The sequence below is a fragment of the Vibrio sp. NH-7 genome (assembly GCF_053643215.1).
In genome coordinates this window covers 1,992,804-2,005,045 of record NZ_CM132187.1, presented here as the reverse complement: position 1 = coordinate 2,005,045, position 12,242 = coordinate 1,992,804, and the positions used below count along the sequence as shown (strand labels likewise).

The 12,242-nt window shown below is 46.9% G+C and carries 10 protein-coding genes; 4 read left to right on the top strand and 6 right to left on the bottom strand.

Annotated features, from left to right (window positions below; translation table 11 throughout):
* Positions 1-31: 31 nt before the first annotated feature.
* Positions 32-625 carry an outer membrane beta-barrel protein gene (locus ACUALS_RS09185; RefSeq protein WP_038193532.1) on the bottom strand — a complete coding sequence of 198 codons (594 nt, stop codon included), beginning with the start codon at positions 623-625 and terminating at the stop codon, positions 32-34.
* Positions 626-754: 129 nt separating this feature from the next.
* Between ACUALS_RS09185 and cydH the strand changes: the two genes are divergently transcribed.
* Entirely contained in the window at positions 755-847 is a 93-nt protein-coding gene (gene cydH, locus ACUALS_RS09180) for a cytochrome bd-I oxidase subunit CydH (RefSeq protein WP_150114119.1), read from the top strand.
* A gap of 10 nt (positions 848-857) precedes the next feature.
* Positions 858-1,997: a patatin-like phospholipase family protein gene (locus ACUALS_RS09175; protein WP_038134122.1), complete on the top strand. Its 1,140-nt coding sequence runs from the start codon at positions 858-860 to the stop codon at positions 1,995-1,997.
* A gap of 35 nt (positions 1,998-2,032) precedes the next feature.
* On the opposite strand, the gene pyk is transcribed toward ACUALS_RS09175, so the two are convergent.
* Complete coding sequence (gene pyk, locus ACUALS_RS09170; RefSeq protein WP_005472950.1) at positions 2,033-3,475, bottom strand: pyruvate kinase; 1,443 nt, start codon at positions 3,473-3,475, stop codon at positions 2,033-2,035.
* A 237-nt stretch (positions 3,476-3,712) separates the two neighbouring features.
* Between pyk and mlc the strand changes: the two genes are divergently transcribed.
* Both mlc and ACUALS_RS09160 read left to right on the top strand, forming a co-directional pair.
* Complete coding sequence (gene mlc / locus ACUALS_RS09165) at positions 3,713-4,930, top strand: sugar metabolism global transcriptional regulator Mlc (protein ID WP_039627713.1); 1,218 nt, start codon at positions 3,713-3,715, stop codon at positions 4,928-4,930.
* Positions 4,931-5,179: 249 nt separating this feature from the next.
* Positions 5,180-6,127 (top strand): chemotaxis protein CheV, encoded by a 948-nt coding sequence (locus tag ACUALS_RS09160; protein ID WP_038134125.1) that lies wholly within the window; start codon positions 5,180-5,182, stop codon positions 6,125-6,127.
* A 50-nt stretch (positions 6,128-6,177) separates the two neighbouring features.
* Here the strand turns inward: ACUALS_RS09160 and ACUALS_RS09155 are convergent, their stop codons facing one another.
* From ACUALS_RS09155 to ACUALS_RS09140, 4 genes are all read right to left on the bottom strand, one after another.
* Positions 6,178-9,249 (bottom strand): error-prone DNA polymerase, encoded by a 3,072-nt coding sequence (locus ACUALS_RS09155; RefSeq protein ID WP_454448229.1) that lies wholly within the window; start codon positions 9,247-9,249, stop codon positions 6,178-6,180.
* 8 nt (positions 9,250-9,257) lie between these two features.
* Positions 9,258-10,658 carry a Y-family DNA polymerase gene (locus ACUALS_RS09150; protein WP_454448228.1) on the bottom strand — a complete coding sequence of 467 codons (1,401 nt, stop codon included), beginning with the start codon at positions 10,656-10,658 and terminating at the stop codon, positions 9,258-9,260.
* Positions 10,659-10,660: 2 nt separating this feature from the next.
* A complete protein-coding gene (imuA, locus tag ACUALS_RS09145; protein ID WP_454448227.1) occupies positions 10,661-11,338 on the bottom strand; it encodes a translesion DNA synthesis-associated protein ImuA in 678 nt (225 codons plus the stop codon).
* Between the two features lie 150 nt (positions 11,339-11,488).
* Positions 11,489-12,232, bottom strand: coding sequence for a YciK family oxidoreductase (locus ACUALS_RS09140; protein WP_454448226.1), 744 nt, complete (start codon positions 12,230-12,232; stop codon positions 11,489-11,491).
* Positions 12,233-12,242 lie beyond the last annotated feature (10 nt).

Genomic DNA, 12,242 nt, shown 5'->3' with positions numbered 1-12,242 from the left:
CAATAGGGGGGATCTCCCCCCAAAAGCTTGATTAAAAACGCCAAGTTAAGCCGACGTTGGTAGAGAACTGGTTCATCCAAGATGTTTTAAATTGAATCACACAAGAATCAGAGCCAGTTGTCGGGAGGTTACATACTCCTTTAGTGTCATTGTCAACGACGGTACCTAACCATCGGGCTTGAACATTTGCCGCAAGATAGTCGGTAATTTGGTATTCGAACCCGCCGAAAATTGATGCTGAAAAACCAAGTTTGTCGTCTACCCACTCTGCATCTACGTAAGAACCTCCTAATCCAAGCCCTAGATAAGAAGAAAAATCCTGACTCAGTTCATATTGGATGCTGCTCTGAAAATGCAAATAGTGCACATCAGAATCCAAGTTGACCTGTTCTACTTTGGTGGCTTGTCGAGTATAAAACAAGCCTATTCGTCCGTTGTCTAGATCGGTTTCGACACTCAATCCCAAATTAGTAGACGCTTCAAGATCAAAGTCATCGCCATCTTGGTTTTCAACACTGCCGCCTAGGGTATATCCCACCCATGGCGTGATATACAGTTCGGCTGCATAGCCGTGAGTTGCTCCGAGTAAACATAAGAAAACTCCCGCGCGGATAACAAAGTTCATACTGGCTCCAAAGATTGAATACACCTACTAATTGTGATGCTAACGCCATAATTAAGCACAAAAAAAACGCAATTATTGAAGATGATTCACAGTGATGTTATTACTTTGTTAAACAAGAAGGAGGTGTCTATGGAACACGATCTCAAATATGCCCTAATCATCACGGCTGTCGTCTTTTCCGTTTTAATTGGATTTGGCGTTGTCGCGATATCGACAATGTAGAGAGTTTTGAATGCGAAATAGCGGTGTCGTGACAAACGCTGCGGTACAACTCGATCTTCAGAACTTCAAAAAGTACACCGGCGGTAAAAATGCGTTGGTTGCTCAAGGTGGCGGCCAAAGGGGTATTTTTACCTCTGGTGTATTAGATGCCTTTCTCCTATCAAACTTCGATCCTTTTCATTCCTTCTACGGTACGTCAGCCGGTGCGCTGAATTTATGTGCGTTTCTTTGTCGTCAGCGTGGTATTGGAAAATCCTTTATTCTCGATTTGACCACAGACCCACAGTTTTTCCATCTGTTTAGCTATATTCGCCGTCGCCAATTTTTGGGTTTAGATTGGGCGCTCGATCGTGTATCTGACTATCCGTATCGTCTTGATATTGATATGGGACGCCAGGTGCTCGCCGGGCGAGAAGCGTTTGCAGCGGTAACCGACACCCACAAGTTGATGGACCACTATTTGCCAATGCTCAGTGAGGATTGGAAAAAAGTCCTAATAGCGACCTGTGCGATTCCACGGTTGTACAATCAACCGGTCGAATTTGAACATGGTATATACGTAGATGGTGGTGTGTCTGCGTCAATACCCGTACAGGAAGCATGGCGCCGCGAAGCTCGATGCATTGTTGTGATTCGAACTGAAGGCGACGATTTGGTGTCGGACACTCCGGAAGTCGTTGAAAAGGAGGCGGTTGAATGGTTTCGCGATTCATTCAACTCTATCCAAGGCCATTGGCAGAGTAAATTAATACAATGGAAATCTGATTGGAATACCTTCTTGAACGAGCAGGTTTCTCGAGCGCATCGACATAAACCCGAGCTTAACCATTTTGAGGCATTGAATGGCGGGCGTTGGTTATTTGGAGCCGATGATATCTACAGGCTTAGCCACCTTCTTGGAGATAAATTTGATTCTGGGTTGGCGGATATGTTGATGGTTCATTATCAGACCTACTCGTTAACCCAAGATTTTCTCCAAGCACCGCCAGATGATTGTTTTATTGTCCAGATTAAGCCCGAAGAGCCGCTGCGTTCAAGCTCATTGTTGAGTGAAAAGGAGAGTTTGTTGCATGACTATCAGTTGGGACTCGACGCCGGCTTTCGTTTCGTTGAAACCTATAGCCAGCTTATTCCACAAGAAATGAAATAGGGAGCATCGCTCCCTATTGCGTTTTTATGATCTGGTTAGGCAGACAGAATACGCATACAGTTGGTTGAACCAACCACATCCATCACATCGCCCTGAGTAATGATCACAAGGTCACCATCGTCTAATAGCCCTCGTTGTTTTAGGGTCTCGACCGCCGCTTGAGCCGTAACTAACCCCGTATCTCCTTTAGAATCAAAATAAACCGGAAAGACGCCGCGATACAGCGCTGAGAGATTCAGCGTCGCTTCGTTACGCGATAAAGCGAAAATAGGTAAACCAGAGCTCAACCTAGATGTCATCAATGCGGTACGACCCGATTCGGTTAATGTGATGATGCCTTTTATGCCGCGCATATGGTTGGCGGCGAACATGGTCGACATCGAGATTGTCTCTTCGCTGCTTTCAAAAACCTCTTCCATTCGATAGCTCGAACGGTTGATGTCGGCCATCTTCTCGGCTCCTAAACAGACCTCTGCCATGGATCGTACGGTTTCTAATGGGTATTTACCTGCGGCAGTCTCGCCAGATAGCATCACTGCATCGGTGCCATCGAGCACAGCATTGGCGACATCCATCACTTCGGCTCGTGTAGGCATTGGGTTTTCCATCATCGACTCCATCATCTGTGTTGCAGTAATGACGGTTCTATTTAACGCTCTAGCACGTCGTATAAGCTGTTTTTGCACGCCAATTAGCTCAGGGTCACCTATTTCCACACCAAGGTCGCCACGCGCGACCATGACGGCGTCTGAAGCTTTAATGATGTCATCGATATTCTCTTCGGTCGCAACGGTTTCTGCTCGTTCTACTTTGGCAACCAGCCTAGCGTGAAGCCCCGCATCGCGCGCTAAGCGTCTTGCGTATTTCATGTCTTCGCCATTACGTGGGAAAGAAACCGCTAGGTAATCGACTTTGAGTTCGGCCGCGAGCTTAATATCATTCTTGTCTTTTTCAGTCAGGGCATCGGCGGAAAGGCCACCGCCTTTTTTGTTGATGCCTTTGTTATTGGATAGCGCACCACCAATGGTCACTTTGGTACGAACCTCTGTGTCAGTGACGCCAATGACTTTCAATTGGACTCGCCCGTCATCGAGCAGAAGAACATCACCCGCAGACACATCTTGAGGCAGCGCTTTGTAATCCAAACCTACGGCATCCTGATTGCCTTGACCCGCAGGAAGCGCGCTGTCGAGCGTAAAATTGTCACCGACATTGAGGTGGATTTTTCCTTCTGCAAACGTCGAAACACGGATCTTCGGCCCTTGTAAATCGCCAAGAATCGCAATGTGTGTACCCAGTTTAGCGGCGATGTTGCGTACACGAGTTACGCGTTGGCGATGGTCGTCGGCGGTACCATGCGAGAAATTCATGCGAACGACATTCACGCCCGCTTCGAGTATTGCTTCTAATATTCCAGGCTTATCTGTTGAAGGTCCGAGTGTTGAGACGATTTTTGTTCTTCTTTGTGGTGAGGTCATTATGATCTCCTTGATCTGACTCTGCGTGATAATTAGTAATTTTAGACGGGTAGGAAAAATACATAATTATTTATGCAAAAAAATAGAGCATGAAATGTGATAAAGCCTTCGCTATTTGACTGGGTACACAAAGAAACATGTTTATACGTGACACTTGTCACGGCGATCTATCAAAGCTCTTCACAATTACTTCGCAAAGTAAAAAAATTACCTAGTTGTTGATATTCGGAGCACTCTATGTACATGGCTCAACCTGGCCATATTGATCATATCAAGCAGGTCAATGCTGGACGGGTCTATAAACTCATTGATCAAAAAGGGCCTATTTCTCGCATCGATTTATCGAAGGAGAGTGAACTGGCACCCGCTAGTATCACCAAGATTACTCGTGAATTGATCGAAGCCCACCTCATTCATGAAACAACCGTGCAAGAGGCCACCAGTCGGGGGCGACCTGCGGTTGGTTTGCAAGTGAACAATGAGGGTTGGCAATTTTTGTCGATGCGTCTTGGCCGAGGCTACTTGACCATTGCTCTGCATGAATTGGGCGGTGATGTATTGATTGATACAAAAATCGACATTCATGAAATTGATCAAGAAGATGTGCTTGCTCGCCTGCTGCATGAAATTGACGAGTTTTTCCAAACCTATTCTGACCAACTTGACCGTGTGACGAGTATCGCTATCACTCTTCCTGGCTTAGTGAATTCCGAGCAGGGCATTGTGTTGCAGATGCCACACTACAATGTTGAGAATTTGGCTCTTGGCCCAGAAATCTATAAGGCGACAGGGCTTCCTGTTTTCATTGCCAACGATACGCGTGCATGGGCGTTGGCGGAGAAGCTCTTTGGTCACTCTCAAGAAAACGATAACTCGGTGTTAATCTCCATCCATCATGGTTTGGGCGCAGGTATCATACTCGATGGCCGAGTGTTGCAAGGTCGTCATGGCAATATTGGCGAGCTGGGGCATATTCAGATCGACCCAAATGGTAAACAATGTCACTGTGGAAACCGCGGTTGTCTAGAGACCGTGGCGAGTTCGCAAGCTATCCGTAGTGAAGTGGCAGAGCGTATCGCGAACGGTGAAACATCAATATTGTCAGAAATAGAAGAAATTTCTGTTGAAGACATCTGTGAAGCCGCAGAAAAAGGTGATGCGCTAGCGGTTGATGTTGTAGAGAAGTTGGGGCGTTATCTAGGATCGGCCATTTCGATTGTGATCAACCTTTTCAACCCTGAGAAGATATTGATTGGTGGCGCGATTAACCAAGCTAAAGAAGTGCTTTATCCTGCGATTCAAACATGCATCGAAGAGCAAAGCCTTCCTGTTTACCATCAAGATCTTGAGCTGGTGGAGTCTCGATTCTACAAACAGGCAACCATGCCGGGAGCAGCACTTATCAAGCAAGCGCTCTATGACGGCCTATTATTGATGAAAGTGATCGAGGGCTAATGCCTTCGGTTGCTCACTTACTATCTATCTTTTCACTAAACCCCTATAATCTTTCTGTTATTAGCAGACTATACTTTTGCTAGTAGAGGGTTTGAGGTGCCGAGTCTTCATCACTGGTGCCATTGACCTCAGTCTCTATTTCCATATCTACACTTTGTTAAAATACAAATTAGTGGTCTTGGTATTAGTTTTTACCTTAGTCTTTCTTTAGACTATTTTGTTTATATAACCTTTTGGTAGAGAAGTGGTATGTCTGGAGTTTTAAATACGGTTGATCAGCGTACGAACCTAGTTGGTGAAAACCGTTTAGAGTTGTTGTTATTTAGTCTAAACAGTAGACAGATCTTTGCCATTAATGTGTTTAAGGTTCGCGAAGTCATTAAAGTGCCACAGTTGACGAAAATGCCGGGCTCTCATCACAACATTACTGGCGTTGCTTCGTTGCGTGGTGTGTCTGTTCCTGTCATTGACCTTCGCAGTGCGATCGGCTTTCCTCCTTCTCGCCAAGAGACACAAGAACAGAACTTAATCATTACCGAGTATAACCGTACCGTACAAGGCTTTTTGGTCGGTCAAGTTCGTAATATCGTCAATACCGCATGGACGGAAATTCAGCCACCACCAAAAACGGCAGGGCGCTCAAACTACCTGACCGCGATTACGCGAATTAAAGATGGCGAGAACCAAGAAATCGTCGAGATTATCGATGTAGAAAAAGTGCTCGCTGAAATCATCGATTACGATGTGTCGATTTCTGAAGGTGTTCTTGATGAGCAGTTAGCCGCTGAAATGGTTGGCCGTAACGTACTGATCGTGGATGATTCCTCGACAGCTCGTGCGCAGGTCAAAGGAACCTTATCTCAACTCGGCTTGAATATCATTGAGTGCCGAGACGGCCTTGAAGCTCTGGCGCTGCTAAAATCGTGGGCAGATGAAGGTAAGAATGTCGTCGAAGAACTGTTACTCATGATCACTGATGCTGAAATGCCAGAAATGGATGGCTACAAGCTGACTCATGAAGTACGTAGCGATCCAAGAATGAAAGATCTTTACGTGACTTTAAACACATCACTTAGCGGCAGTTTTAATGAGGCGATGGTAAAGAAAGTAGGCTGTGATCGATTTATTTCTAAGTTCCAACCCGACCTATTGGTTGAGGTCGCTCAAGATAGGTTAAGAGATATACTCACCGATTAAGAAGTATTGCTTTAAAAACGAAAAGGGTCTCAGGGACCCTTTTTTGTCTTTTAATGAAAATCCCGTGACCGACTTTGCAGTTCTTCGAGCTTATCGGTCATATCAATGAGTCGCCCTGCAATCACATGAGTGACTTCCCCTTCACGTTCTAAAATCCCTTTCACCATGAGTATTTTGGCGGTGAGATAGGCTTGCTTTTGCGCTCTTGCAGTGGCTTGCCATACCACCACATTGATGTTGCCCGTATCATCTTCAAGAGTAAAAAACGTCACACCTGCCGCCGTACCGGGGGCTTGTTTTCCTGTGACTACACCAACAACGGTCACTAACGATTGGTGCGGACGCGTCATGAGTTCACTCATACGGGTAAATCGTCCCAACATTCCCGCCTTGTCGAGTAAACGAATAGGGTGCTGCTGGAGAGAAAGCCCCGTAGCGGCATAGTCTTCGAGCAAGGTCTGTATCTCAGAGGGAGCCGCGACAGGCATTGAATCTGTCTCTTGAATGTCTTTAAACAGTGGTAAATCAGAGAGTGAATCCATCATCGACCAACGGGTTTGGTAGCGATTATTGGCGATGGATTGCATTGCGTTGGCTGACGCGAGTAACTCGATATCACGTCGATTTAAACCAATATGTTTGAGTTGATTCGGGTGGTTGAATCCTTGTTTCCCGCGAGCCTTGATCAACTGGTGGCTACTCTCAATGCTGAATCCTTTGATTTGTCGTAAGCCCAGTCGAATCGCAAATTTATCACCACATTTTACAACTTGATGGTCGTGCAGCGATTGGTTAACGCAGACAGGTAATATCATGACATTATGACGTTTTGCATCTTGAACAAGCTGTGAAGCACTGTAAAACCCCATAGGTAGGCTATTGAGTATGGAGGTGTAAAACGCTTCAGGGTAGTAATGTTTTAACCAAGCTGAGCAATAAGCCAGTACCGCAAAAGAGGCGGAGTGGCTTTCAGGAAAACCGTATTCACCGAAGCCTAAAATTTGGTCAAAAATGCGTTCGGCAAATTCCAGCTCATAGCCGCGACTGAGCATGCCTTCAATCAGTTTGGTTTTAAATTTGATTAAGTCCCCATTTTTCTTCCAAGCGGCCATCGCGCGGCGTAGAGAGTCTGCTTCACCGCCACTGAATCCGGCGGCCACCATTGCTAGCTTGATCACTTGCTCTTGGAAAATGGGAACTCCCATCGTACGTGACAGCACTTCTTCGACCTCTTTGGAAGGGTAGGTTATTGGTTCGATCCCATCACGGCGCTTGAGAAATGGATGGACCATATCGCCTTGTATTGGGCCTGGGCGGACGATGGCGATTTGAATGACTAAATCGTAGTAGCAGGCGGGCTTAAGGCGCGGCAACATACTCATTTGGGCGCGCGATTCAATTTGAAAGACACCTACGGTATCCGCTTGCTGGATCATTCGATAGACGTTGGGGTCGTCTTGTCTTCGCGTGATCTCCGCGATGCTGAGCTCTTGATTGTGCAGCTTTTTGACCCAGTCAAAGCACTTGCGGATAGCACTGAGCATTCCAAGGGACAGGACATCGACTTTGAGCAGTTTTAAGCTCTCGAGGTCATCCTTGTCCCACTGAATGACGGTTCTATCTGGCATGGAAGCATTCTCGACAGGCACCAATTGATGAAGAGGGCCTGCCGCAATCACAAAGCCGCCAACGTGCTGAGAGAGATGTCGAGGAAACCCCATGATTTCATTAACCAAGGCGATAAACTGCTCACCCTTAAGTGAGCCTGGTTGTAGCCCTAGTTCAACAATCTGTGCTTGCCAGCCTAGAGAGCGATCACGACGATTGACGTTTTTGATGAAGTAGTCGAGTTGGCTCTCTTCAATGCCTAGTGCCTTCCCTACATCACGCACTGCACTTTTAAAGCGATAGGTAATGACGGTAGCGGCGAGTGCAGCGCGCTCACGGCCATATTTTTGGTAGATGTATTGAATCACTTCTTCGCGACGTTCGTGCTCAAAGTCGACATCAATGTCGGGGGGCTCATTGCGCTCTTTACTAATGAAGCGCTCAAACAGGACCGAGATTTGGCGCGGGTCGACAGAGGTGATTTCCAAACAGTAACAGACCACCGAGTTTGCGGCTGAACCTCGCCCTTGGTAGAGAATGCGATTACGTTTGGCAAACATGACGATGTCATGAATGGTTAAAAAATAAAATGGGTAGTTGAGCTCTTCAATCAGATCGAGCTCTTTGTCTATTGTCTCTTCGACATGCGCAGGCACGCCTTCAGGAAAGCGTAATTTTTTGCCATGCTCCACGAGTTTACGTAAGTAGCTGTTGGGAGATTCGCCGTTCGGAACCAGCTCACTTGGGTACTGATATTGGAGCTCGCCCATCGAAAATTTACACCGTTTGGCAATATGAACACTCTCTTCAAGCCACTCTGGTTTGAACAGTTTGCTGAGTTTTTCTTTGCTGCGTAGAGTGCGCTCCGTATTGGTCAGTAAGTGGCTGCCAATATTATCGACACTTTTTCCTAACTGAATTGCCGTGAGAACGTGTTGCAGCGGCAAGCGTGTCGCGGTGTGCATTAAGACGCCACCACAGGCAGTAATCGGTAAAGCCAATTCTTGGGCGAGTCGCTCACAGTGCTGTAAGTATTGCTTCTCGTCCGAGCTTAAATGGCGTTGTATGCCTATCCATAATCGATGTTGGTGATGCTGTGTTAGCCATTGCCCCCATTTGAAATCCGAGTCTTGATGTGAGGGTAACCAAATGACTAAACAGTGTTTCACTGTCATCAAGTCCCACTCCGAAAGTTGATACTGGCCTTTTTCAGAGCGCCTTCTAGCATTGGTAATGATGCGGCACAGCTCTGCGTAGGCATCATGGGTTGGACAAAGGAGCACCACTTGGCACTCTTGATTGAGCCAGAACATGCTGCCAATAATGAGCCGAGTGTTAAGCTGGTGTGTTTCTATTGCTTTGTATGCTCGCACAACACCGGCTACCGAGCACTCATCGGTGATCGCCAATGAGTGGTAGCGTAAAAAATCGGCTTGTAAAATCAGCTCTTCAGCGTGGGATGCGCCAGTCAGAAAAGAAAAATTAGTCTGGCAGAACAGTTCCGCGTACTTCATGGCCACCTCTAACTAAATACACCGTGCAGAAACCATTGCATTTGTTGGTTACGAAACACCCACAGCCAGCGTCCTGCATCGCTGCGTGCGATAAAGTAATCTCGTGTCATTTCATCGCCGTCCCACCAGCCTGTCACAAAGCGTTCAGGGCCATGAATTATGCTGACTTTTTCTGCTAAAGGTTCAGGCTCTGGCATCATCAAAGAAGGGCGAAGACGTTGGATGTTGGGCTTTAGCGGAATGGGTAGGTCCGGTGAGCAGAGCAGGGTCGCTTTTTCTGGCCTTGGGTCATCACTCATCGCGACTTTACGAACCCGCTCATGACCGAGTTTTGCTTGCAACAAGCCAATCAGCTCAAGTTCGCTTTGCTGCCCTTGGTGACCGGCGAAAATGTCTTTACTGCTCGACTCGAGCTCCCCCCCGCGAATCAGGCTGAGAGTGAGCCCCTGCACCGGCGCCTCTAGCTTGATGGATTCAAGAGTGAGTTGGCATAGCGTCATCCAACGATGAGCCAAGTAGTCACCAGAGGCGGATGTAAAGGTCACCGAGCTGTCTTGATGATCGCGCTGGTGGAGAGTTAATGCGAGTTCATAGCCAACTTGATTACGTAGAGTAAGAAAGAGTTCTAGCTTGTTGAGTAGCTTGCCGAGTGGTTTTTCCAGCCATTGAATGTGCTCAATATCAAACAGCAGTTCCAGATAGCTTTGGAACTGCTCTGGTGGATGATAGAAATCCATCGGGTGTTTGAATTGCCCCATCAATCGCCCTACGTAGTTCACCAAATCAATATCGAATCGACGAGCGATGTCTTGCATGGGGAGTTCAAGTAATTGATGCAAATGAGTGACACCGACGCGGGATAAGGTCTCCACTTGTTTTGGGTCGAGCTCAGTGGCAATCAGAGGGTAGCGTTGGAGGCGCTGAACGATCTCATCCTTATCATGGCAGATGAATTGGCCTCCTGATTTAGCCAATAACATCGCTGAGAAAGGCGAAAATCCAGTTGCGAAATGAAATGTCAGTTTAAGCGTACTAAGGTGACGAAAAACGTGTTGCCAATAAGCCTTAAGCCCGCCATAAAGAGAAAGCATGTCGGTGGCCTTGAGCAAAATGCCTTGAGGCGGGAAAAGAGCAATATCTGAGGTGACCATATAAAGCCACTGGGCAATATCGAGCAATGTCTTATGCTCAACACTTTCATCATAAGGATGTACTTGCAGTTGTTGGCATAATGCACTGGCGCTGCCAAGCCCCATGCCAAGATCAATACCTTGCTCTTTAGCCAGCGCATTACGTTGTACAACTTGAAAACGTTTACCTTCGACGATGATCAAAGGCTGTTCCGACTGCTCGGCGTAAAGTGCGTCAAGCTGCAAGGTAGGAAAATGAAGATAGATCCAAAGCTGCATAACTACCCCTGTCTGCGCAATGGAAAGGGCAAGATAACCGGCTTGTTGGGCTGCACTGTCAAAGATGGCCAGTAATGGCGCATATCCAGTACAAAGCTGCCGTGTGGCCACCCTCCTTTACGTTTGGTTATCGTCACTTCAAGACCAAGGGCATGGGGCTGTAATGTCATGCTTAAGCTAACAGGAAGCGAGAAGCGATTTTTTTGCCCCGACTTAAAGAGAAAAGAGAGGCTGTTGCCCGTTTCGCTCGCGACTTGCAACCGCCGAGCTTGGTGAACTTCAATTTCTGTCGCCCAGAGCAAAACATTACTGCATGCACCGCTTCTTAAGCATTGCTCTGCGGCCCACAGCGCTTCTTTTTGGCTTTTGGGATAAATAAGCAGGGCTTTATTACAATCGATGCCTTGTGAAGCAAGGTGCTGCGCGCATAGGTAACCCGGCGGTTGAATGAATACCGCTAAGCGCTCTTGGCTAGTCTGCTGTAGGTGTGGAATCAGCAAACGTAGTTCACCAATTCCCTGCGGCGATTGCAATTCAACAACGCCATGTTTAGGGAATCCACCTTCTAGCTTTTGGTCGAGTAACGAGTACCCCGTTGCGTAATAGTCTTGAGACTCGGGAGTCTGGTTACCCTGCCAAAGCCACTGTTTCTGCTTGAGATGTTCGATCAGTTCATACATAACAAAATACCTGTATATATATACAGTATAGTTGTTTGTGAACTATCGGCAATAGCGAGACGAGTCGAGCGGATAAAAAAACGCCTTGTGTTTCTGGGTTGAGAACACAAGGCGTTGATTATTATTTGGAAAATAAATCAGCTGTTCGAGTTATTTTTTTGGTTGTGCGTCGATACACTGACCATTCACGTCTTTACTTTCAGGGCTCATCAGGTAGAGGTAAAGCGGCATAATATCCAGTGGTGTTTTGAGCAAATCGGTATCTTCTGCTGGATAAGCTTTGGCGCGCATTGTGGTGCGAGTGGCACCAGGGTTAATTGCATTCACGCGAATGTGTGTATCACTTAACTCATCAGCCAATACCTGCATCATGCCTTCAGTAGCAAACTTAGACATCGCGTATGTGCCCCAAAAAGCGCGACCACTGTGACCTACCGTTGAAGAGGTGAACACAATACGCGCGTCGTCTGATTTGTGCAGTAGCGGCAAAATCGCTTGAGTCATCAAGAATTGTGCTTTCACATTGACCTGCATAATATCGTCGTAAGTATCTTCACCGATTTGATCAAATGGGCTGATGACTCCCAATAGGCTGGCATTGTGTAAAACGCCATCTAAGCGACCAAATTGACCTTCAATGGTATCCGCCATATCAAGGTAGTTTTGCTTTGTCGCACCTTTCATATCCAGTGGAATAATGGCTGGCTGAGGGTAACCTGCCGCTTCAATTTCGTCGTAGGTCTGCTCCAGCTTTTTCACTGTACGACCAAGCAAGATCACCGTAGCACCACGCTCTGCATAAGAGAGTGCCGCTTGCTTACCGATACCCGCGCCCGCGCCAGTAACCAAGATGACTTTGCCTTTCAGGGCATCTGAAGAAACAGCATAATCCACGATCTGTATC

What these genes read in the sequence shown, in the direction of transcription:
- ACUALS_RS09175 (WP_038134122.1), top strand. Translation starts at nt 858, where the DNA reads ATGCGAAATAGCGGTGTCGTGACAAACGCTGCGGTACAACTCGATCTT.
- mlc (WP_039627713.1), top strand. Translation starts at nt 3,713, where the DNA reads ATGTACATGGCTCAACCTGGCCATATTGATCATATCAAGCAGGTCAAT.
- ACUALS_RS09150 (WP_454448228.1), bottom strand. Translation starts at nt 10,658, where the DNA reads ATGCAGCTTTGGATCTATCTTCATTTTCCTACCTTGCAGCTTGACGCA.
- cydH (WP_150114119.1), top strand. Translation starts at nt 755, where the DNA reads ATGGAACACGATCTCAAATATGCCCTAATCATCACGGCTGTCGTCTTT.
- ACUALS_RS09185 (WP_038193532.1), bottom strand. Translation starts at nt 625, where the DNA reads ATGAACTTTGTTATCCGCGCGGGAGTTTTCTTATGTTTACTCGGAGCA.
- imuA (WP_454448227.1), bottom strand. Translation starts at nt 11,338, where the DNA reads ATGTATGAACTGATCGAACATCTCAAGCAGAAACAGTGGCTTTGGCAG.
- ACUALS_RS09160 (WP_038134125.1), top strand. Translation starts at nt 5,180, where the DNA reads ATGTCTGGAGTTTTAAATACGGTTGATCAGCGTACGAACCTAGTTGGT.
- ACUALS_RS09155 (WP_454448229.1), bottom strand. Translation starts at nt 9,249, where the DNA reads ATGAAGTACGCGGAACTGTTCTGCCAGACTAATTTTTCTTTTCTGACT.
- pyk (WP_005472950.1), bottom strand. Translation starts at nt 3,475, where the DNA reads ATGACCTCACCACAAAGAAGAACAAAAATCGTCTCAACACTCGGACCT.